The organism is Lonepinella sp. MS14435 (assembly GCF_042485795.1).
In the GTDB taxonomy this organism is placed as follows: Bacteria; Pseudomonadota; Gammaproteobacteria; order Enterobacterales; family Pasteurellaceae; genus Lonepinella.
Window position 1 is genome coordinate 1,056,330 of sequence record NZ_CP169368.1, and the last position, 23,760, is coordinate 1,080,089.

At 39.0% G+C, this 23,760-nt stretch carries 15 protein-coding genes; 7 read left to right on the plus strand and 8 right to left on the minus strand.

The annotated features are described in order from the left end of the window. Window positions 1-180: 180 nt before the first annotated feature. From artM to lpcA, 5 genes are all read right to left on the minus strand, one after another. Window positions 181-864 carry an arginine ABC transporter permease ArtM gene (artM, locus tag O1Q80_RS05075; RefSeq protein WP_386696058.1) on the minus strand — a complete coding sequence of 228 codons (684 nt, stop codon included), beginning with the start codon at window positions 862-864 and terminating at the stop codon, window positions 181-183. Further along, on the minus strand, window positions 864-1,535 hold the full coding sequence (gene artQ / locus O1Q80_RS05080) for an arginine ABC transporter permease ArtQ (RefSeq protein ID WP_386689990.1): 672 nt from the start codon (window positions 1,533-1,535) through the stop codon (window positions 864-866). The genes artM and artQ overlap by 1 nt, the downstream gene beginning before the upstream one ends. After that, a complete protein-coding gene (locus tag O1Q80_RS05085; protein ID WP_386689992.1) occupies window positions 1,535-2,251 on the minus strand; it encodes a transporter substrate-binding domain-containing protein in 717 nt (238 codons plus the stop codon). The genes artQ and O1Q80_RS05085 overlap by 1 nt, the downstream gene beginning before the upstream one ends. A 30-nt stretch (window positions 2,252-2,281) precedes the next feature. Then, window positions 2,282-3,010: an arginine ABC transporter ATP-binding protein ArtP gene (artP, locus tag O1Q80_RS05090; protein WP_386690568.1), complete on the minus strand. Its 729-nt coding sequence runs from the start codon at window positions 3,008-3,010 to the stop codon at window positions 2,282-2,284. Window positions 3,011-3,391: 381 nt separating this feature from the next. Then, window positions 3,392-3,976 carry a D-sedoheptulose 7-phosphate isomerase gene (lpcA, locus tag O1Q80_RS05095; RefSeq protein WP_386696060.1) on the minus strand — a complete coding sequence of 195 codons (585 nt, stop codon included), beginning with the start codon at window positions 3,974-3,976 and terminating at the stop codon, window positions 3,392-3,394. Window positions 3,977-4,202: 226 nt separating this feature from the next. Between lpcA and O1Q80_RS05100 the strand changes: the two genes are divergently transcribed. The 3 genes from O1Q80_RS05100 to O1Q80_RS05110 all read left to right on the plus strand — a co-directional run bounded on the left by O1Q80_RS05100 (window position 4,203) and on the right by O1Q80_RS05110 (window position 8,607). Continuing rightward, the gene (locus tag O1Q80_RS05100; RefSeq protein WP_386696062.1) at window positions 4,203-6,407 is read left to right on the plus strand and encodes a FepA family TonB-dependent siderophore receptor; all 2,205 of its coding nucleotides are present in this window, start codon (window positions 4,203-4,205) and stop codon (window positions 6,405-6,407) included. A gap of 151 nt (window positions 6,408-6,558) precedes the next feature. Next, entirely contained in the window at window positions 6,559-7,038 is a 480-nt protein-coding gene (gene cdd, locus O1Q80_RS05105) for a cytidine deaminase (protein ID WP_386696063.1), read from the plus strand. Between the two features lie 6 nt (window positions 7,039-7,044). Next, complete coding sequence (locus tag O1Q80_RS05110) at window positions 7,045-8,607, plus strand: alpha/beta hydrolase (RefSeq protein ID WP_386696065.1); 1,563 nt, start codon at window positions 7,045-7,047, stop codon at window positions 8,605-8,607. 47 nt (window positions 8,608-8,654) lie between these two features. On the opposite strand, the gene O1Q80_RS05115 is transcribed toward O1Q80_RS05110, so the two are convergent. Together O1Q80_RS05115 and mfd are read right to left on the minus strand one after the other, a co-directional pair. Further along, window positions 8,655-9,047 (minus strand): GFA family protein, encoded by a 393-nt coding sequence (locus tag O1Q80_RS05115; protein WP_386696067.1) that lies wholly within the window; start codon window positions 9,045-9,047, stop codon window positions 8,655-8,657. A gap of 40 nt (window positions 9,048-9,087) precedes the next feature. Further along, window positions 9,088-12,606: a transcription-repair coupling factor gene (mfd, locus tag O1Q80_RS05120; RefSeq protein ID WP_386696069.1), complete on the minus strand. Its 3,519-nt coding sequence runs from the start codon at window positions 12,604-12,606 to the stop codon at window positions 9,088-9,090. A 280-nt stretch (window positions 12,607-12,886) separates the two neighbouring features. Here mfd and O1Q80_RS05125 point away from each other — a divergent pair, with 280 nt between their 5' ends. Both O1Q80_RS05125 and O1Q80_RS05130 read left to right on the plus strand, forming a co-directional pair. Next, a complete protein-coding gene (locus O1Q80_RS05125; RefSeq protein WP_386696070.1) occupies window positions 12,887-17,692 on the plus strand; it encodes an exo-alpha-sialidase in 4,806 nt (1,601 codons plus the stop codon). Between the two features lie 174 nt (window positions 17,693-17,866). Continuing rightward, complete coding sequence (locus tag O1Q80_RS05130; protein WP_386696071.1) at window positions 17,867-19,072, plus strand: ATP-binding protein; 1,206 nt, start codon at window positions 17,867-17,869, stop codon at window positions 19,070-19,072. A gap of 75 nt (window positions 19,073-19,147) precedes the next feature. Here O1Q80_RS05130 and O1Q80_RS05135 read toward each other — a convergent pair whose 3' ends face one another. After that, window positions 19,148-21,166: a BCCT family transporter gene (locus O1Q80_RS05135; protein WP_386696073.1), complete on the minus strand. Its 2,019-nt coding sequence runs from the start codon at window positions 21,164-21,166 to the stop codon at window positions 19,148-19,150. Between the two features lie 347 nt (window positions 21,167-21,513). Here O1Q80_RS05135 and O1Q80_RS05140 point away from each other — a divergent pair, with 347 nt between their 5' ends. Next, the gene (locus O1Q80_RS05140) at window positions 21,514-21,672 is read left to right on the plus strand and encodes a DUF1328 domain-containing protein (RefSeq protein WP_386696075.1); all 159 of its coding nucleotides are present in this window, start codon (window positions 21,514-21,516) and stop codon (window positions 21,670-21,672) included. Between the two features lie 236 nt (window positions 21,673-21,908). Continuing rightward, the gene (gene typA / locus O1Q80_RS05145; protein ID WP_386696077.1) at window positions 21,909-23,759 is read left to right on the plus strand and encodes a translational GTPase TypA; all 1,851 of its coding nucleotides are present in this window, start codon (window positions 21,909-21,911) and stop codon (window positions 23,757-23,759) included. Window position 23,760: the final 1 nt, after the last annotated feature.

A 23,760-nucleotide genomic window follows, 5' to 3' on the forward strand; every position in this document is an offset into this window, starting at 1 on the left:
GTAGCGAGTTCAGCCATTTTCCGTTAAAAAAATTTATGGATTTTCAGGAAACAAGGCAAAATCGGGGCGTGTTTCTTTTTGCTTACTTTTGCTTTGCACGAGCAAAGAAAAAGTAAGTCGCCATCGGCGAAATCCGATCTTAATAAACACAAAAAGCGTGACAAAAACAAGAAAAAATAATTAGGCTTTCGTCACTTCCAATCGTTCAAACCGCAAAACATACCGTTCTAAACGACGTAATAATAACGTAGCTACCCCTGTAATCACAAGATAAATCAAGCCAGCCAAACCATAAATCGTAATGGCATCGTATTCCGTACCATAAAGCTGTCTTGCATAACCCATAATATCCATTAAGGTAATCGTGGAGGCAAGGGAAGTGCCTTTAAACACTAAAATAATTTCATTGGTATAAGAGGGTAATGCACGTTTTAATCCATAAGGCACTAAAATTTTTAGCGTTTGCCAACGGCTTAAACCTAATGCCGCACAACTTTCCCATTGACCTTTAGGGATCGCTTTCATCGCCCCATGAAACAGTTGAGTAGAGTAGGCAGCACTGTTTAAAGCTAAGGTTAACATAGCACAGAACCAAGCATCTGACAATAATAGCCAACATGGACTATTCACAATCCATTGAAATTGCCCAGGACCTGAATAAATCAGAAAGAATTGTACTAACAATGGCGTACCCGTGAATAAAACTAAGTAAAAATTCACCGCACTTTTAACGATTTTATTTCCCAGCGAAAGCAAAAAGGTGAGCAATACCGCTAATATAAATGCAATGGTTAAAGACACGGCGGTTAACATCAAACTGGTTGGAATGCCTTGTGCAATAACCGATAAATAATCTTGCCACATTATCTCACCCCACGTTCAAATTTAGTGAAACGAATTTCAAGTTTGCGAATAAATACCTGACTAATCAAGGTGATACAAAGATAAATAAAGGCTGCCAAGGCATACCAAGTAAAAGGTTGGTGAGTTCGGGTATTGATCAATTCCGCTTGTCGCATCAGATCGCTCACACCAATTAAGGAAATTAACGCCGTATCTTTTAATAGCACTAACCATTGATTACTTAAACCTGGTAAAGCGTGCCGCCATACTTGGGGTAACACAAGCCGAATAAAAGTATAAGGACGGCTTAAACCAAGAGCCGCACCACTTTCCCATTGCCCTACTGGAATAGCTTGAATTGCCCCACGTAAGGATTGAGAAGCGTAAGCTGCAAAAATAAGAGAAAGGGCTAATACGCCGCAACTAAAGGCACTAAATTCCACATATTCGCCAGTAATTTTTTCCACTAATTCGGTTGAACCGAAATAAATCAGCAACACGACAATAATTTCGGGCAAACCACGCAATAAACTGACAAATATAGAGGTTGGAGTACGCACACAAGCCAGTTTATTCATCTCAAGTGCGGTGAAAATTAACGAAAAAAATAAGCCCACAATCAGCGAACAAACCGCTAACCCTAAGGTCATTAGGGTAGCGGAATACATTAAAGGGAGATAATCGAAAAACATTATTTCGCTGTCATCCATTTATCATAGATTTTTTGATATTCACCACTAGCTTTTACCGCGGCTAGTCCTTTGTTTAATTGATCAACTAATGCTTTATTTTTTAAGTTAACAGCAATGCCTAAACCATTGCCGAAATAACTTTGATTTTCAACTTTTTCACCAGAGAATGCTAGATCATCATTATGATTAATCATATCCAATAACACTGGCATATCACCAAAAATAGCATCAATACGACCATTTTTAATATCTAACACAGCTTCTTGTAATGACGCATAAGGTTTTGGTGTATATTTAGTTTCTTTCACAATATAACTTTGGAATGTCGTACCATTTTGTACACCAACGGTTTTAATTGAATTGAAATCAACCCCTTTTTTGGCAATAAAGGTTGCAGCACTTGCAAAATAAGAATCACTGAATAATACTTGTTTGGCACGAGCTTCGGTAATATCAATCGCCGAAATAGCCGCATCAAAACGTTTTTGTTTTAAACCTTGAATTAATGAATCAAAGGCTTGACTTTGGAAAGAGCAGTTGGCTTGAATTTCTTTACAAATCGCATTTGCTACATCCACATCAAGACCGATAATCTCGCCTTTCTCATTGGTCATTTCGAATGGTGGATAACTTGCTTCCATGGCAAAGCTAATATCTTTCGCTTGAGTAGCCAATGCAGTACCGACTAAAAGTGCAGTTAAGAGTAATTTTTTCATAATGTTATGTCCTTGTTATTAATATAAGAGTTAGTGAGAGAGATATTGTTTAAACTGTTCAGTTTGTGGATTTTCAAAACAACTGGCATCACCTGCTTCCACAATATGCCCTTGTTCCATATACACCACTTTGGTTGCCACTTTGCGAGCCACATTGACTTCGTGAGTGACAATCACTTGAGTAATTCCAGTTTGTTGTAATTCCTGAATAATCGATACAATTTGAGCAGTGATTTCAGGATCTAAAGCAGCGGTTGGTTCGTCAAATAACAACACTTGCGGTTTCATCATCAACGCCCGAGCAATCGCCACACGTTGTTGCTGACCGCCTGAAAGCTGTAATGGAAAACGATCGGCGTGTTCTTCCAAACGTAAACGGGAAAGTAATTCCATCGCTTGTTGTTTGGCTTCGGCTTGCGTTAAGCCTAAAATTTTCATTGGTGCTTCAATTAAATTTTCTAATACCGTAAAGTGTGGCCATAAATTATATTGTTGAAATACCATGCCGACATTTTTGCGTAATTGTAAAATTTGTTTTGGATCGCTTTTTTGGGATAAATCAAATTGATTGTTAGCAATATTTAATTGTCCTGAAGTCGGGACTTCTAATAAATTCAAGGTTCGAATCAAGGTACTTTTTCCTGCACCACTGGGACCGAGTAATACGATGGTATCGCCGTCTTCTGCACTTAGGCTAATGTCAAACAGTGCTTGGCTTGATCCGTAAAAGAAATTGAGATTTTGAACACTAATAGTCATTGATGGATGTTCTCTTTATTTGTGAATTGAAAATATATTACTTATTTTTGCATAAGTATGCAATGTGAAATGTTAAATTTGAATAAAAATTTATTTGTTGGGTTTCGCCATGTTCCTTACTTTTCTTTGCTTGTGCAAAGAAAAGTAACAAAAGAAACACACCCCGATTTTGCCTTGTTTCCTGAAAATCCATAAATTTTCTTAACGGAAAATGGCTGAACTCGCTTCGCTCAGACAGACGCCATTTTCCTAAAAATTTATGGATTTTCAGGCGGCAAAGACGGGGACCCTGTTTTAGGCAGGGAAAAATGACGGGGGCGGATACATAGATCCGCCCCGATGAGTGCGATTAAAATTTAATGGAAAACTGCGGTCAAAAATTTACGAATTTTTTGCCATTTCAAATTCAATTAACATCATTAAAATATGAATTACTTTAATATGAATTTCTTGAATACGATCTGCATAACGGAAATGAGGGACACGGATTTCAACATCGGCTAAACCTGCCATTTTACCACCGTCTTTGCCAGTCATTGCAATCACTTTCATACCTTTGGCTTTAGCTGCTTCAATGGCATTTAAGATGTTTTTAGAATTACCAGAGGTGGATAACCCAAATAACACATCGCCTTTTTGCCCGACAGCTTTCACATAACGAGAGAATACATATTCATAGCCAAAGTCATTACTCACACAGCTCAAATGGCTGACATCAGAAATCGCAATGGCAGGATAACCTGGGCGATTTTCACGATAACGTCCTGTTAATTCTTCCGCAAAGTGCATGGCATCACAGTGCGACCCACCGTTACCACAAGATAGCACTTTACCGCCTTGTTTGAAGCTATCCGAAATGAGAAGTGCGGCTTGTTGAATGAGTTTGATGTTATTTTCATCAGCAATAAATTTATTTAATACATCTTGTGCTTCCACTAATTCGGCTTTGATTTGATCTAAGTACATGGTTTTTACCTTATTTATGTTATTGAATAAAAAGGATTATATAGCAAAAGTGCGGTGAGAATCTATGATAAATTTATTTTTATGGGCACTTTTACTAATTTTAATGATAACTATTTGCAAAAATTTGCTTGTTTGTGTATGATTTCACCATTTTACGCCGATCCTATAGTAGGACTAAATTAAGGGTGATCCCCTTATTTTTTTATTTGTAACGTAAGGAATAAGAATGAAAAAGAAGCAAACCAAATTCACATGTAAATTATCTTTAGTGAGTTTGTCTGTTTTAAGCAGTTTTGCCATGGCTGTGGAAAATACGCAAAACGTAGAAGAGCTTGAGACAATTCACGTTACTGCAGAACAGCAATTACAACAATCCCTTGGAGTATCCCAAATTTCCAAAACTGATTTGGAAAAACGTCCTGTTGCCAATGACGTATCTGAATTATTACGCACCATGCCAGGGGTAAATCTAACGGGTAACAGTTCAACCGCTCAACGTGGTAACAAACGCCAAATTGATATTCGTGGCATGGGACCTGAAAATACCTTGATTTTAATTGATGGTAAACCTGTTACTTCGCGTAATGCAGAACGTATGGGGCGACGTGGTGAGCGTAATACACGAGGGGATTCTAACTGGGTGCCACCTGAACAAATTGAAAGTATCACGGTATTACGTGGTCCTGCCGCAGCACGTTATGGCTCGGGTGCCATGGGTGGGGTGGTGAATATTAAAACCAAACCAGTCACTAATGAATTAAGAGGTTCCGTGACTTATTACACTAACCAACCAAGAGATAACGCTGAGGGTTCAACAAGTCGTGTCGGCTTTGATTTGAGTGGTCCAGTGATTAAAGATGTATTGGCTTTCCGTTTGTACGGTAGTGCGAATAAAACCAAAGCGGATGCAGTAAATATCAATCAAGAAGCATCAAGTAGTAATATTGCAGGGGTTGAAGGGGTGCGTAACCGTGATATTGCAGGGCGTTTAGAATGGAAAATTGATCCTCGCCAAACCTTAACCTTTGATTCCAGTTTTAGTCGCCAAGGTAATATTTATAATGGCGATACACAGTTGAGCAATGCGGCAGAGTTCACAACGGTTCTTCGTGAAAACGGTATGGAAACGGCACGTTTATATCGTTCAGCCTACTCTTTAACCCATAAAGGTGAATGGAATTGGGGGAATACGGAAAATAGCATTAGTTATGAGCGTACAAAGAATAGTCGCTTACCCGAAGGATTGACTGGTTACAGAGAAGGTGCTTATACTTCAACCACAAATTATTCTGACAGTAGATTAACTAATTTACGTCTTCAATCTGAAGCTAATATTCCGTTTACCTTAGGTGTATCGCAAGTATTAACCGTGGGGGCTGAATATAATCATGCTAAATTAGATGACCCACAATCGATGACGCAACCGTATCTGGTGTCTGTATCAGGGTTTGATATTGGTACAAATCGTAGTGGTGAAAAATCCCAAAGTAACATTGCGGTTTTTGCCGAAGATAATATTTATGTCACAGAACGTACCATTGTTATTCCATCTCTTCGCTTTGACTATAATACCGACAGTGGTTCAAACTGGAGTCCAGCATTAAATATCTCCCATCAACTTAATGATATGTTTACCATTAAAGGCGGTATTGCTCGTGCTTATAAAGCACCAAATTTATATCAAGTTAATCCTAATTATTTGTTGTTTAGTACAGGTGCAGGTTGCCCTTTGCCGAGTGCGGCTAATGGTTATACCGTTTATAATATGTCTTGTTATATTTTGGGTAATGAGAATTTAAAACCTGAAACTAGCGTCAATAAAGAAATTGGTTTAGAGTTTGAGCATAACGGTTGGCAAGCATCGCTTACCTACTTCCATAATGCTTATCGCAATAAAATTGTTACAGGAGAACGAGCGGTATGGACAAATGGTAATGGTGGGGCAGGGCATGTGTTCCAATGGGCAAATACACCAAAAGCCACGGTTGAGGGCTTTGAAGGAAACTTAGTGATTCCCGTATTGGAAAACTTAACATGGAGCAATAACTTCTCTTATATGCGTAAGTCAGAAGATTATCAAGGTAACCCATTGTCGATTATTCCAAAACACACCATTAACAGCACTTTAGCATACCAAGCAACAGAAAAATTGGATATGAATCTCACCTTTACTCATTATGGTCGCCAAAAACCACGTACCGTGGCGATTATTAAAAATGAAACGTTATCAGCGACATTGTTAACTTATGATGAAATCGGGAGCTACGGAGTTTGGGGAATCAATGCAGGTTATCAATTTAACAAGCACTTTAGCGGTCGTATTGGAATGACCAATGTGTTTAATAAAAAACTTTATCGCACAAATAATGGTGCGCAAAGTTATAATGAACATGGACGATCTATTTATATGACAGCTAAATTATCATTCTAATAGAAAATAAATTGTTTAAAGGCGGAAGATGATTTCCGCCTTTCTTAATTTCGTTTGGATTGAATGGTTAAAATGTTGAGTGTATGATAAGAAAATATATATCAGATGCTAAATCTTAGGAAAGAAATCACGATGAAATTAAGGAGAAAACATGCAAAAACAACTTAATATAAATTACCAGAATTTCAAATCATACAATGAATTAAACGATATTGAAAAAAAATTGTTTGATGCCGCAAAAGCTGCTAGAAAGAAAGCCTATGCCCCTTATTCTCATTTTTTAGTAGGTTGTGCCATGTTGTTGGAAAATGGTGAAATTATTACGGGCAATAATCAAGAAAATGCGGCGTATCCCTCTGGGTTATGTGCGGAAAGAACCGCTATTTATTGGGCTTCAGCGAATTATCCAGATCAAAAGATTTTAAAAATATTCGTGGTCGGTGCACCAGAAGATGAAATGAAAAATAGCCCAGTCCCACCTTGTGGAGCCTGTCGGCAAAGTATTTTGGAATACGAAACCAAACAAGCACAAAATATTGAAATCTATTTCGCGTCTATCTCTGGCGAGATTTTTAAAACCTATTCGATCAAAGATTTATTGCCGTTTAATTTTGATGTGTCATTTTTGTAGAAAACAATGAAAAAAACCACCGCACTTTTATTAATGAGTATGAGTACATTTGCTTACAGCCAATCCATTTCCTTGCAAAATGGCGATTTTGTCAAAGGGGAATTTACTGTCACGGACAAAGACGGGGCGGATTTAGCCATTGTTTTTGCGGATAAAAGCGAGCGGTGGTTGTTGCAAAATGTGGTGGGTAAGAAAGAGTTTGTGTTCGAAGCCGAGCAAACAGGCACGGCGGATTTTGTGATTTATCCGTCTAAAGCTGAAAAAACTGAAAAGGCTGAAAAAGCTGAAAAAGCCGAAACGGCACATTATCAGATTCAGATTTTACAACAGATTCCTGTGGCGGAACAACAGGCGTTGCCTGAAAAATACCTTAGTCCAACTATTCAACAGCTTGCCGAACAATTAACCAAACAGAATAAAGCCGCACGGCTAGATGAATTTTGGCAAAAGATCACCCAACAAGGTTTGCCCCTCATTGAACCTGTTGAAAATAGTAATCAAAGCATCGTTACGTTTTTATGGCGTGGGGCAAAACACAATGTGTGGTTGTGGGGTTCGCCGAGCCGTGAAGATCATCATGACAGGCTTGAACATCTGTTCGGTTCGGATATTTGGTTTAAATCTTATCAACTTCCCAATGACAGTCTGGTTTCCTACGGTTTCGCTCCCGATGTACCGAGCTTGCCCGTCAACCAAGGTGAGCAACGCCGAGCTATATTAGCCACCTTGCAAGCCGATCCTTTTAACCCGAATACTTATCCAGCCAAGCCGAAATATCCACAGGATAGATTTAGTTATGTGTCGGCATTAAAACTGAAAAATACACCGCAATCGCCTTGGCTTAAACCGCAAAACGCACCGCAGGGCAAGTTGCAAACGCATCAATTTCATAGCCAAATTTTGGCAAATCACCGCCGTGTGCAGATTTACCTGCCTGCTCATTTTGAACCGAACAATCCCGATCTTCGCTTGCTGTTTTTATTTGACGGCACGGATTATATAGATAAAGTCCCGACCCCGATGATATTGGATAATCTGATTGCTCAAGGCAAAATTCCGCCGACAGTTGCGGTGTTTATTGATAATCCGACTACCCAAGCCAGAAGAGCGGAATTACCGCCCAATCCCGATTTTGCCAAAATGATAGCAACGGAATTATATCCTTGGGTAAGCCAACAACTAGGCATCAAAATTGCCGTAAAACACACTGCACTTGCAGGCTCAAGTTTTGGCGGATTAGCTACCGCTTATATCGCCAATCAATATCCTGATATTTTTGGCAATGGGTTGATTTTATCAGGTTCGTTTTGGTGGAAAGATCCGACAGACAGCCCACAATTTAACAACGCAATGGCACATTTATATGCCAGCCAAGCGACAAAAAACCTTCATTTTTTTATCAGTGCAGGGATTTATGAGCAAACCATTTTAAACAGCTCAAGGCATTTTAAAGATGTATTGATGGCGAAAAATTACCCTGTGATCTATAAAGAATACGCTTCCGAACACGGTTATTTTTCATGGCAAACGATTTTGCCTGAGGGTTTGCTGGCGTTGTTTGGTCAGTAAAGCATAATCGTATTGATGGTGGGTTTACCCCACCTATCATCTAATGACTATGCCATTTTTTCCAACACTTCCGCTTCGGTCAATTTCGGTACATCATTTTTTAGTTCATAGAAAGACGGCTTTTTGTCGATAAAAATTTCGTCTTCCAAGGTAAACGTGGTTTGCCCGTAAAATAAGCCAGTGGAAACATAATAATGTTGCGTACCCAACATGTGATAATAAAGATGTGAGCCACAATTTCGGCAAAATGCACGTTCTGCCCATGGGGAAGATTGATAACAAGCAATATGTTCGCTTCCTGTGGTTTCTATTTTTTCACTATGAAATGAAAATAATGGACCGCTGTTCCAGCGTTGACACATGCCGCAATGGCAGACACTGGCGTTTTGATTATCGGCAACCGTAAGTGTGATGGCACCGCATAGACATTGACCTTTCATGATGTCATTCTCCTTTGATGATGTTTATCATCGTTCGATTTTACCACAAACTCCCCAACAAATTCTTGATAAATTCCAACCGCACTTTTGCCTGTTCTAAATTGCAAGTAAAGCGAAATTTCGTTGGTCCGTCAAATTTAAATACCGCAGGTTGCTGTTTGATTAAGGCTAAAAACTTCATCGGATCAATATCCGCCGTTGGGTTAAATTCTACAAAGCCACCGTGGGCAGTGCCGTCTATTTTAGTCACTTTGAGCGGTTTTGCCATTAATCGTAGTTCGGCAATTTGCAACAAATTTTTTGTCGGTTCGGGCAATAAACCAAAACGGTCAATCAATTCCACTTTCAATTCATCAAGGGCGGCTTTGTTTTCTGCCCCTGCAATACGTTTATAGAATGACAACCGCATATTCACATCGCCCAAATAATCATCAGGCAACAGGGCAGGTACACGCAAATCAATTTCCACTTGCTGTTGGGTGAGTTCGTCCAAACTTGGCTCACGCCCTTCTTTCATCGCTTTCACCGCACTTTCCAGCAATTCCATATACAGGCTAAAGCCGATGCTTTCAATTTGTCCGCTTTGTTCTTGCCCGAGTAATTCGCCAGCCCCACGAATTTCTAAATCGTGGGTCGCCAAAATAAAGCCAGCCCCGAGATTATCCAAACTTTCAAGGGCTTCAAGGCGTTTTACTGCATCTTTGCTGATGAGTTTTGGCGGCGGCGTGAGTAAATAAGCGTAAGCCTGATGATGAGAACGCCCAACCCGTCCACGCAGTTGGTGCAGTTGAGCCAAACCGAAATTATCCGCTCGCTCAATAATGATCGTGTTAGCGGTCGGCACGTCAATGCCCGTTTCAATAATGGTGGAGCAGACCAACACATTAAAACGTTGATGATAAAAATCCGACATCACCCGTTCAAGATCCCGTTCTCGCATTTGTCCGTGACCGATAGTCACCCTTGCTTCGGGGACAAGTGCGGTGATTTTTTCTGCACATTTTTCAATGCTTGCCACATCATTATGCAAATAATACACCTGACCGCCACGCAGGATTTCACGCAAAATGGCTTCCCGAATGGTGAGATCGTCCGCTTGTCGCACAAAGGTTTTAATGGTTAAACGGCGTGCTGGTGGGGTAGAAATAATTGACAGATCTCGAATACCGTTCATCGCCATATTCAGCGTGCGTGGAATCGGTGTCGCAGTCAGGGTCAGAATGTCAATATTGGCACGGAGCTGTTTAATTTTCTCTTTTTGGCGTACGCCGAAACGGTGTTCTTCATCAATAATCAGCAAACCGAGATCGCTAAATTTTACGTCTGATTGAATCAGTTTATGGGTGCCGATCAGAATATCCACCTTGCCCTCGGCGAGATTGTCCAAAATTTGCTTTTGTTGTTTAGCGGTTTTAAAGCGTGACACCATTTCCACATTGACCGGTAAATTAGCAAAGCGATCTTTGAAATTGTCAAAATGTTGTTGAGCCAGCAGCGTAGTCGGCACCAGCACAGCCACCTGTTTATGATTCATCACCGCCAAAAATGCCGCACGCATTGCCACTTCGGTTTTGCCAAAGCCCACATCACCACACACCAGCCGATCCATCGCTTTCGGTTGACACATATCGGAAATCACCGCATTAATTGCCATTTCTTGATCAAGGGTTTCTTCAAACGGGAAGGTTGCCGCAAAGGCTTGATAGTCTTGTTTATCATATTGAAACGCAAAGCCTTTTTTCACTTCACGTTCCGCATACACATCTAACAGTTCCGCCGCCACATCACGAATTTTTTCTGCCGCTTTGGAACGGGCTTTTGCCCACGCATCACTGCCGAGTTTATGCAAGGGTGCAGTTTCATCGCTACCTCCTACATAACGGCTGATTAAATGCAGACTAGCGACAGGCACATACAATTTTGCATCGTTGGCATAGGTCAACAGCAAATATTCCGCTTTCACACCAGCATTTTCAAGGGTGACTAAACCGCCGTAACGCCCCACTCCGTGATCCAAATGTACCACTGCTTGTCCGATTTTTAGTTCCGCCAAGTTGCGAATGAGCGTATCGGGATTTACGCTTTTGCGTTTATCACGGTGGCGTTGTTGGACACGAGAGCCGAGTAGTTCGTTTTCAGAAATGATGGCAATTTTGACCGAGATTTCTAAGATGAAACCTTGATCTAGGGGACTGATTTGTAGTCCGAACTTCGGCAATTCTTCGGGCGGACACATCGGTCCGCCCCTACGGTTTATTTTATCGTTTGATCCTTGTAGGGGCGGATCTATGTATCCGCCCGAATTGGTCGGAGAAAATACGTTGATTTGTTTCGGCTTAATTTTTAACGGTGCCAACAAATCCAACAAGGTTTCACGCCGTCCTTCGCTTTCTACCGAAAATAAAATTTTGCCGTCAAATTGTTCGATAAATTGGCGTAATGCCTGTAATGGCTCTTTTTGTTGGGCTTGAATTTGCAACTCAGGCAACGGACTTACGCTTAAATTGGTTTGCCGAACGGATTTTTTCAAGGTTTCGGTTTTTAATGAAATGCGTGGATATTGCTTCAAACGGCGGTTAATTTCATCAATTTTGAGCCAAAGTTGATCGGGAGGTAACAGCGGTCGCATTGGATCCACTTTGCGACTTTCAAAACGGCTTTCCGCATCTTGATAAAACCGCTCGCCTTGGGTTTGATAGCCGTCAAGATCCACAAACAGGGTGTTTGGCGGCAAATAATCAAACAAGGTCGCCATTTGCTCAAAAAACAGCGGTTGCCAGTATTCAATGCCCGACACCAGCGTGCCTTTGCTCACTTGCTGATAAATATGCTCGGGATCACGGCGGATTTCGCCAAAGGTTTCGCGAAATTGGCTGCGGAAAAATTCAATGCCACGGCTATCGGTAGGAAATTCGTGAGCAGGCAACAGATTAATTTTGTCAATTTCAGTCAGCGTGCGTTGGCTGTCCACATCAAAGGTGCGAATACTGTCAATTTCATCATCAAAAAAATCCAACCGAAACGGCTCGTTGCTCCCCATTGGAAACAGATCCAACAGCGAACCCCGTACGGCAAATTCGCCCACTTCCAATACCTGCTCCACCGCTCGATAGCCCGCATTTTCAAGGTTCAACCGCATTTTTTCGATATTCAGTCGATCGCCTTTTTTAATCAACAGCACATTTTGGCTTAAAAATGACGGTGGACAAAGGCGTTGCATTAAGGTAGTAATTGGCAAAATCAACACGCCCGATTTGGCTTGTTGCAAGTAAAACAGACTACTTAGCCGTGCGGAAATAATGTCTTGATGGGGGGAAAACGCATCATAAGGCAAGGTTTCCCAATCGGGAAACAGTTGCATGGTTGGCAAAGTTTGGCGTAAACCTTTTTCCAAACGCACCGCGGTTTTGCTGTCTTGCGTAACGATAACGGTTAGCCCTTGATATTGCTGGGCAATTTGGCTTAAGGCAAAACTATCAGCACCCACAAGGACGTTGCCGAGCAGTTTGTGATCTTGGGGTTGAGTGGGGATATCTAATTGGAAAAAGGCGTTGTTCATTATTATGTTGCGTTAAGAAGATAGAAATTATGTCTATCTTAAAGGAAAAAGAGGGAATTTCGCAATGCTTTTGTGTTTGGAGAGAATGTGCCTACGCTATTTTTGTTGAATGGTTGGGACTATGCTATCAAAAAATTTTTTCAGAAATTTTGTGATCGGTATCTCATTTTTGAAAATTGCCCTTTGATTGGAGTGTTTTTTTTTTTGTATGATGTTCCTTGAATAATTAATTCAGAAAACTCTATCTTATAAACTATATACCTTAATTAAGGGGAAAATTATGAAGAAGTTACTTAAAAAAACAGCATTATCATTATTGATTTCAGCAGCGATTAGTAGTTCGGCTTTGGCTGCGGAGGCAAGTAATGTTCCATCTATTTTTTCTTATACGGGCTACACACCTTATTCTTCAGCAATTGACGTGACAGAAACCTTTACTAATCAAAATGCCTTTTCTATGGATAGTGGCTCTTTAACTTTCCGTTTTAGTAATTCAGCCCCGTCAGGTGATGCTAGTTTATTAGGGATTTCCGACCCAACAAAACCGAATGTTTATGTTAACCTTTACATTAATCGTAATACGGATGGGGATTTGTTTGGTATTGAAGTTCGTAATAATAGCCAATTAGTCCCAGTTAAGGATGTAAAAACGAAAAGAGTTTCACAATCTGAGGGCGAATTTAGAACAGTTACCTATGTCTTTAATAAAGAAGGTGGTGAAATTGTTATTTATGTGGATGGTGAAAGAGCTTTAACTTGGAAAGGAGATGTTAAATTCCTAAGAGATGTTCCAGGATTATCAACTGCTTATGTAGGTAAGACAGCACGTTCATCAGGTAATCAATATGGTTTTAGTGGTGATGTGAGCTATGCGGGGGCGACTAACCAAGTATTAACAGATGCTCAAGTACAAGAACAATATCAAGCTCTTACACATAAAGAAGATGAAATTCAGACTGAACGAGTTTATCAAGCGGAAAAATATACTGGTTTAGGAGCCTATAAAACTGAACGCGATCCTATTTTTAAAGGGGTACGAGTATCACAAGATGAAGATTCTGCTGATGCCTTTGGTTATCGTATTCCATCTCTATTAACCACCAAAGATGGCGTAGTGATTGCTGCTGCGGATAAACGTTATCAACACTGGAGTGATTGGGGAAATATTGATACCATTATTCACCGCAGTTTAGATGGTGGTAAAACTTGGCAACCAGCTCAAACAGTGATTGATTTGGTTAGTCAACCCTATGCTATAGATCCAAATTCAGCTCAAAATTCTGCTTTTTTAATTGACCCACTATTAGTACAAGATAAAAATACAGGACGTGTCTTTATGTTAGTGGATATGTTCCCTGAGTCAAGAGGATTTGGTGGTATTAATAATGTAGCAGGGGAAGGAAATGGCTATATCAATATTGGTGGAACGTATTATCAAAAATTGACTGATAAGGATGATAATTTATATACCATTCGTGAAAATGGAGTTGTTTATAATTCGTCAAATCAACCAACAGATTACCGTGTAATTGTAGATGGTAATCCTGAAAAACATTTTAAAGATTTGGGTGATCTTTACAAAGGTGAAGAACGCTTAGGTAATATTTATCTTTCAACCAATTATGAAAATAATGGTAGTGCTCCATTACAATCAGCTAAAACTATTTCTTTATGGTTAACACATAGTGATGATAACGGTGCTACTTGGTCTAGCCCTGTTAATATATCTAAACAAGTGAAAAAAGATTGGATGCGTTTCTTGGGGACAGGTCCTGGAACAGGTCTTCAATTAAAAGATGGCAGCTTAGTAATGCCAGTGTATTACACTAACGCAGATGGCAAACAATCTGCAGCCTTGATTATTAGTAAAGATGGTGGTATGACGTGGGATCTTGGTGAATCACCAAATGATGCGGTATATCGTTCAATTGGTGGTTCTCGTCATATTTCAAGTAAAGATCAGGAATTAACTGAATCACAAGTTATTCAATTAGATAACGGTGATTTAAAATTATTCTCTCGTAACTATAGTGGTAACGTTAAGATTTCTACCAGTAAAGATGGTGGTTATACTTGGGATCATACCATTGAAAGCGACCAAGTATTGTTAGATTCTTACTGTCAAATGTCAGTTATTAAATATTCTAAACGCATTGATGGTAAAGAATATGTTGTATTTGCTAATGCTCATTCAAGCAAACTATGGGATCGTACCAATGGTAAGGCTTGGTTGGGTGAAGTACAAGAAGATGGTTCCATCAAATGGAAATATAACACCAGTTTCTCGCCAGCGGAAGGTACAAAACAATATGCTTATAACAGCCTAACAGAATTGCCTGATGGCAGTATTGGTATCCTTTATGAAAGCCACGCAGGCTATGATATTCAATATGTGCGGTTTAATTTAGAAGATTTATTCTGGCAAGGAAATTATATCTATCGTGATTTAAGAGACGAAACATACAAAGATGTGACGTTAAACAGCCCTCGCGAAGAAACTTTCTACAAAATCGGCGATGGCGAAATGATTAAAGTAGGCAAAGGCAAAAACTTAGCCAATCTTGAAGTTCGTGAAGGTATCGCTACATTGAATCAACAAGCCGATGACAATGGGGCTAAACAAGCCTATGCCAACGTGACGGTTAAACCAAATGCCACGGTTCGCTTGGCAGATTCTGACCAAATAAATTTCAGCAATTTAACCTTAGAACAAGGGGCAAATCTTGATTTAAATGGTGCAGATCTTACGGTTAAAAACGGTGATGAGCGTACAGGCTTACGTGCGGAAACTATTAATGGCAATATTGTAAATAATAAAGCTAATAGTGAAGCTACCTTTAGTTATCAAGTCAATGGTAATCATATTTTTACTGGTGTGGTTGGTAATGGTGAAAATGGTAATGTTAGCCTTGTCTATGCACCAGAAGACAGAGCTTCAAACTTAACTTTGGCAAATAGTAGCTTCTTAAATATGCTTGATGTACAAGCAGGTTCTTTGATTTATGGTGAGGGTTCTTCTCATGTTGTTGAGAATGCCACACTTCATTCAAATTCAAATCTGATTTTACAGGATAATGTAGGTGCTAATATTAAACATATTACACTAGAGAATGCAGCAAATTTAATTGCTAATGTTACAGATAATAATGCGACACAATTATTTACTGATAGCATTACGGGTGAAGGTAATTTAATTAAACAAGGTACTGGTGCTTTATTTATTACTGGTAATATTAATCATACTGGAAAAACCGATATTCAAGAGGGGGCTGTTGAATTACAAGAGAATGCTCAATTAGGTGGCTCATTAACTTTGGCTAGTGGCACAAAATTTGGTGGTCAGGGTAGTGTTAAAGGTGATAGTACATGGTCTTTTGATAGTTCGATTTCTCCAAGCTTCAATTCTTCTCAATGGAATATCTTTCAACGTAGTGCAGAAGAAAAAGCTTTTGCTGGAAAAACATTAACCTTTGGTAATGTGGTCAATCAAGGGGCGGATGTTAATCTAATCGTAGATAATAAGGGAGATGATATAACTCAATGGAAGCATGATGCTTTAAATATTACAGGTGACTATCATACAGAAAATCCAACGCTAGTGAATTTATTAATGTTAGGTACAAATCAAGGTGTATCAGATAAAAATAACAATGGTCGTTATGATGCTGATGAGGGGTTATCCTTAATTAAAGTCTATGGTAATGTAGATCGTATAGATTCCTTTGCTTTGGGGGTAGCGGCGGATAAATTACAATCAGCTTATCAATTCGAATTAGTCAGCTTTGAAAAAGGCAGATCAGGTAATTTCTATGACTATCAATTACATCGTAAATTAATCAAGAAAGATGGCACAGCAGTTAATAATGTAGTTTACGCACCATTGCCAGATCCATTGGAAAATAGTTTACCAAATGATTTGATTATTACTGCTGTGCCAGATAAAGCACCAACGCTTGAATTGCCAAATGATTTAATCGTGACTGATGTGCCAGCAGATTCTCCAACCGTTGAATTGCCAAATGATTTGATTGTTACTGCGGTACCAGATGAGGCACCAACACTTGAATTACCAAATGATTTAGTTGTTTGGCAAGTCTTGGCTGAAGGTGTTGAGCCACCAACATTAACTATTGAAGAAGCACCAGCCAGTGTGTTGGCAGCCGCCGAAGCAGAGCAAAATGTACGGGCTCAATTAAGAGAGGAAATACCGTCTTATTTAGTGGCAAATACCGCCGTAATGCACCAAGGTACAACTGTGCGTGATATGTTTACGGATAATCTTTGGGCAAAACATCAAAAAGGTTTCTATGTTGAACAAAGACATACTCGTTCAGACTATAAAACCGATTTGGGCTTTGTAGATTATGGTTACGATTATGAATCTATCCAAAATACCACTTTATTTGGTAGCTATATGCCAGTGTCTGACAGTACGGAACTACACGCAGGGCTAGCATTTAGTAATCAAAAAGTGACACCAAAAGCAGTAGATGGTTATAGCTCAACTAAATATAAATCCACTTCATTATTGTTAGCTATGCACAATGAATGGGATAATGTGTTATTGAATAGTCACCTTGGTATTCATTGGCATGATGGTAAAGTATCTACCAATAGCCAAAAAAATATTGCCAAAATTAAAGGTGAACAATATCAAGTTGGTACTGAGTTAGGTTATAAATTCAAACTCGGTCAATTCTCAATAACACCTGTAGCTGGCTTAAGTTATCAATATTTTGATATGCTAGTCACGGATAAATCATCAGCACAACTTAAAGTCAATGCGGATCCGTTTAAAGTATTTAGTCAACATGTTGGTTCCTACTTCGGCTGGGAAAATGACTATGTTGATTTAAGTGTGGGGGCATTATATGAACACCATAACGAAAGCAGTAACCCAGTTGTGGTCAATGATGAGCGTTTTAATACGGGTAGTTTAGATAACGCCGTTGTTGCCAAAGCGAATGCAGATTTCAAACTTACCCCGAACTTTAAAATAGGTATTCAAGTAAACCACCGTCATTCCGTTTCTGATTCTAAAGTGAAACAAACTAATATCGGTGCGAAATTGGAATATCAATTCTAGTTAACTTTACAACCAATAGGGCGGATAATCGTTTATCCGCTTTTTTTATGTGGATGGGGTTTTATTTATACTTAAAATCTTTTCTATTATTTATAAAAGTTTCAAGTATGATTGAAACTTTTTTGTTTTATTGTTAATATTTCAAGTATAATTTATGTGGAAGGAATAGGCAAAATGAAAAAAGACCTGATTTATCGTAAGCGTTATCTTGATATCGTTCGTCCTTTTATCGGAAAAAATTTGATAAAGGTTTTTACTGGGCAACGACGTGTTGGGAAAAGTTACTTATTGTTTCAAGTGATGCAAGAACTGAAAATTATCAATCATCAGGTCAGTATTCTCTATATTAATAAAGAAGATTTAGCTTATTCACAGATTAAAATTGCACAGGAATTAGTGGATTGGGTCAAATCTGAGAAAAAGTGCGGTCAAAAAAATTATGTTTTTATTGATGAAATTCAGGAAATTACCGATTTTGAATTGGCGTTACGATCCTTGTTATTAGATGAGGAGTTGGATCTCTATTGCACGGGGAGTAATGCCCATTTATTGTCGCGAGATATTGCAGGGGCATTAAGTGGACGAGCCATTGAAATCAATGTGCATTCTCTTTCTTACGCTGAATTTCTTGAATTTATGCAATTAGAAGACAGTGATAAAGCACTGTCGCAATTTCTTAAATATGGCGGATTGCCTTATTTAAAATATTTACCCTTGCAAGATAATATTGTATTTGAATATTTACGTAATATTTATTCAACGATTGCGGTGCGTGATATTGTTAATCGTTATGCGTTACGCAATGTGGGTTTTTTGGAACAGCTGACGCAGTTTTTAGCGAGTAATATTGGCAATCTATTTTCTGCAAAAAGTATTAGTGATTTTCTAAAATCACAGCGTATCTCCACTTCATCCACACAAGTACAAAATTATGCAGAATACCTTGCGAATGCCTTTCTTATTCATAAAGTAAAACGCTATGATATTGAGGGAAAACGTTTTTTTGAAATTGGTGAAAAATATTATTTTGAAGACTTAGGGTTACGTAATGCGTTAGTTGGCTATCGAGTACAAGATCGAGGAAAATTATTAGAAAATTGTATTTTTAATCATCTGCAAATAGCGGGTTATGAGGTAAGTATTGGTGGACTAGATTCACAAGAAATTGATTTTATCGCTGAAAAAAATGGTGAACGGATTTATGTACAAGCCACATTGACCATTAATGAAGAAAAAACCTTAGCCAGAGAATTTGGTAATTTACTGAAGATTCAGGATAATTATCCCAAATATGTGGTGACTATGGATGAATTTGATGGAAATACTGTTGATGGCGTAGCTTGTTTGAGTTTAAGACAGTTTTTGTCAATGTTGTCATAGGTTATTGAGGATTCGATTCAACTAGATAATCATAAGGCGGATAATTCGATCCGCCTTGTTTAGTGCGTGTGGTTATTACTCCGCCATATTCTCCACATCCGCTGTCATTAAATCGTGGGTGTTATCCATGGCAAGATTCATAAAGCGTTCATATTGTTTTAATACGTCAGCGATAAGCTCTTCTTTTGTCATATATTGTACATCATAACCTTGACGACCATCTATGAAGTAAGTAATCGGTTCATAGATTTTGCTTTCATCAATATTTGGCACATTGTTATCATCTACCACTAAGTCCGATAATTCACGGGATTGACATTCAATGCCATATAAGAAATTACGCAGATTTTCTTTAATCACTTCAAATTCGATTTTCGGATTTTTGCCATCAACGAAATTGAGCTGTGCGGTTAAACCGTGGCTTTCAAATTCAGCCACCAATTCGCTAAAGGCTGGTCGAGCGACTTTGTTTAAGAAACGTCTAATGTCTTTTCGATCAGTCGGATTGACGATTTTTTCTAAACGTTCTTTCCAGTTTTTGCCTGTCCAGTTGGCACTGCCTTGGCTAAATTCTTTGTTAAAATATTGTGCATCAATCATCAAACCTTGCCAAAGCCCGATACATAATATCAACATGATCAACATAAAGGGTAAGGCGATAATTAATGTCATGGTTTGTAATGAGGCTAATCCACCAGAATATAAGAGAGATAAACCTAATACCGCTAATAATCCTCCCCAGTACACACTTTGCCATTTGGGTGCATTTGATTCGCCTTGAGAGGCAATATTATTTAGCACTAAAATACCTGAATCAGCTGAAGTGATAAAGAAAATTGAGATAATAATCAATGCGATAACTGAAGAAAATGTGGTAAATGGCAAATGTTCAAAGAAACCAAATAAAAGTTGTTCAGTATTACCGCTGATGGCGGCTAATTCTCCACCTGTTTGTTGATCTATCCAAATGGCTGAACCACCAAAGGTTGTCATCCAAAGAATGTTAAATAAAGATGGAATAAATAGTACGCCAAGAATAAATTCACGAATCGTACGACCTTTTGAGATTTTGGCGATGAATAAACCAACAAAAGGCGCCCAAGATGCCCACCATGCCCAGTAAAGTACGGTCCACCCACTTAACCAACCTTGTTGTTCAGGTTCATAAGCAAAGGTACGAAAACTGATTTCTAATAATGAGCTGAAATAGTAGCCTAGATTTTCTGTTAAACCTGAGAATAGTTGTAGGGTTGGTCCTGTGATAATAACAAAAAGAAGTAAGGTTCCAGCTAACAGAAGATTTGTTTCACTGAGTATCTTAACGCCTTTTCCCACACCTGATACAGCAGAAATAATCGCTAATGTCATTGCCACAACCACTAATATGGCGAGGGTATCAAAGCTATTACTATCAAATACGCCAAGTGCTTTAAATCCAGCATTGACTTGCATTGCTCCATAGCCCAATGTAGTGGTTAAACCAAAAATGGTGCTACATAATGCTACGGTATCAATTAAATGCCCCCAAAAACCAGAGATACGATTTTTCAGTAATGGATAGAATCCTGAACGAATGGTTAATGGTAATTTATATCGAAAGCCAAAATAGGCGAGAGCTAATGCGATGACGGCATAAATTGCCCATGCGTGAATACCCCAGTGGTAAAATGTAGTCACCATGGCTTCTTTGATTAAATCAGATTCGTTTAAATTTTGATGCACAGGATTAAGATAATGCAAGATAGGTTCTGCTACCCCGAAGTACATTAATCCGATCCCCATTCCTGCCGCAAATAACATAGCTATCCACGACATGAAAGGATATTCTGGTTCATCGCTGTCTGCCCCTAGGCGAATATCACCTAATCGGCTGACGCATAAAAAGATTAAGAACAGAAAGAAAATTGAGCCAGCTAAAATATAAAACCAACTAAAATTAGCAAAAAATATTTGTTTAATGGCATCTAGCCTTGAGCTAGTCTGTTCTGGTAAAAAAGCACAGAAAATCACAACTAACACTACTAATATAGTGGTTGGGATAAAAATAGGGGCTTTTAGTGTGCTATCGGCACGCATTCGTTGTAAAACGTTCAAACTAGTTCTCCTAAAAAATGTAACGAAAAACACCGCACTTCTTGGCATTTAACTAAAAAGAAAGATGATAAATGAAATAAAAAAAGTTTAATTTACGATACCCTATAAGACAGGGGATTTGGGATATTAAAGTGGAGAGAAACCCTTTAACAAGATAGGCGTGTAATGCCCTGAACAGGTTTATTATAATGAAAAGTTTGTAAAAATTCAAGTTTAAGTGTTTTTGATTATAAAAATGTGAAAGAAGGTTTTTATTTATCATTTATTTATGCTAAGGTGATATTGCTTTCTGTTTTTGAAAGTATCGTATGAATAGCCTTAAATTAGAACATTATAGGAGAATATTTATGTTACATTATTCAATTATATTTTTTATTATTGCAATCATTGCTGGTGTATTAGGTTTCGGCGGTATCGCTGGAAGTGCGGTGGGAATTGCTAAAGTTTTATTTGGTGCATTTATTATTTTATCTATTCTATCTTTCATTTTTGGACGTAAACGTTAACTTAAATTTTAGTTAATGATATAAGAGCTAGATTCTGCCAGATTTAGTTAGATTATTTAATAGCTCATTGCCTAAAAAAGTTGTATAATTTGCGACCTTTCGCCGAGTTGACTAAGCCGAGTTGACTAAAAAGTGCGGTGGAGAAAATTCCGTAGGAATTTTCAACAGGGGCAAAGTCCCGAACAATCCTACCAAGGATTGTGAGTAAAATTTTAAAACAAATAGAAGACAATTTAATGGCAGATTTAGATATTAATAAATTGCGTAACATCGCAATTATTGCACACGTTGACCATGGTAAAACCACCTTAGTTGACAAACTTTTACAACAATCAGGCACCTTAGAAAGTTCTCGCAGCGGTGATGGCGATGAACGTGTAATGGATAGCAACGATCTGGAAAAAGAACGTGGCATTACCATTTTAGCCAAAAATACCGCAATTAACTGGAATGATTATCGCATTAACATCGTAGATACCCCAGGACACGCCGACTTCGGAGGCGAAGTAGAGCGAGTGCTTTCTATGGTGGACTCTGTATTATTAGTGGTGGACGCTTTTGATGGTCCGATGCCACAAACCCGTTTCGTGACACAAAAAGCCTTTGCTCACGGGTTAAAACCGATTGTGGTGATTAACAAAGTTGACCGTCCAGGGGCTAGACCTGACTGGGTAGTGGATCAAGTATTTGATTTATTTGTGAACCTAGGGGCAACGGACGAACAATTAGATTTTCCAATTATTTACGCATCGGCATTAATGGGTGTAGCAGGCTTAGAACACGAAGAGTTGGCTCCTGATATGACCCCATTATTTGAAGCTATCGTAGAACACGTAGCTCCGCCATCTGTACATCTTGATGCACCGTTCCAAATGCAAATTTCCCAATTAGACTATAACAGCTATGTGGGGGTTATCGGTATCGGTCGTATTAAACGTGGTTCGGTGAAACCAAACCAAGCGGTGACTGTGATTAATAGCGAAGGTCGTACTCGCCAAGGGCGTGTGGGTCAGGTATTAGGGCATTTAGGCTTACAACGTTATGAAGAAGATCAAGCTTTTGCTGGCGACATCGTGGCGATTACAGGCTTAGGTGAATTGAATATCTCAGACACCATTTGCGATATTAATGCAGTAGAAGCCTTGCCTGCATTGAGTGTTGACGAGCCAACCGTCACCATGTTCTTCTGTGTAAACACTTCTCCGTTCTGTGGTAAAGAGGGCAAATATGTGACTTCTCGCCAAATTTTGGAACGCTTAAATAAAGAGTTGGTGCATAACGTGGCATTGCGTGTGGAAGAAACCCCTAACCCAGATGAATTCCGTGTTTCTGGTCGTGGCGAATTGCATTTGTCGGTGTTAATCGAAAATATGCGTCGTGAGGGCTATGAATTAGCGGTATCTCGTCCAAAAGTTATTTATCGTACTATTGACGGCAAAAAACAAGAGCCATTTGAGCAAGTGACCATTGATATTGAAGAACAACATCAAGGTTCTGTGATGGAAGCATTGGGTATTCGCAAAGGCGAAGTAAAAGATATGCAACCTGACGGTAAAGGACGCACTCGTTTAGAATATGTGATCCCAAGCCGTGGTTTAATCGGTTTCCGTAACGAATTTATGACCATGACATCAGGTACAGGCTTGCTTTATTCGACATTTAGCCATTATGACGATATTAAACCAGGTGAAATCGGTCAACGTAAAAACGGCGTATTGATTTCTAACGCTACAGGTAAAGCCTTGGGTTATGCCTTATTCGGCTTGCAAGAGCGTGGTAAATTAATGATCGATCATGGTGTGGAAGTGTATGAAGGTCAAATTATCGGTATTCACAGCCGTTCAAATGATTTAACCGTGAATTGTTTACAGGGTAAAAAATTGACTAATATGCGGGCATCAGGTAAAGACGATGCTATTGTATTAACTACGCCAGTGAAATTCACCCTTGAACAAGCCATTGAATTCTTGGATGATGATGAATTAGTGGAAGTCACCCCAACATCAATCCGTATTCGTAAGAAATTACTAACGGAAAATGATCGTAAACGGGCGAATCGTACTACGGTGAGTACGAGTATTCATTAAT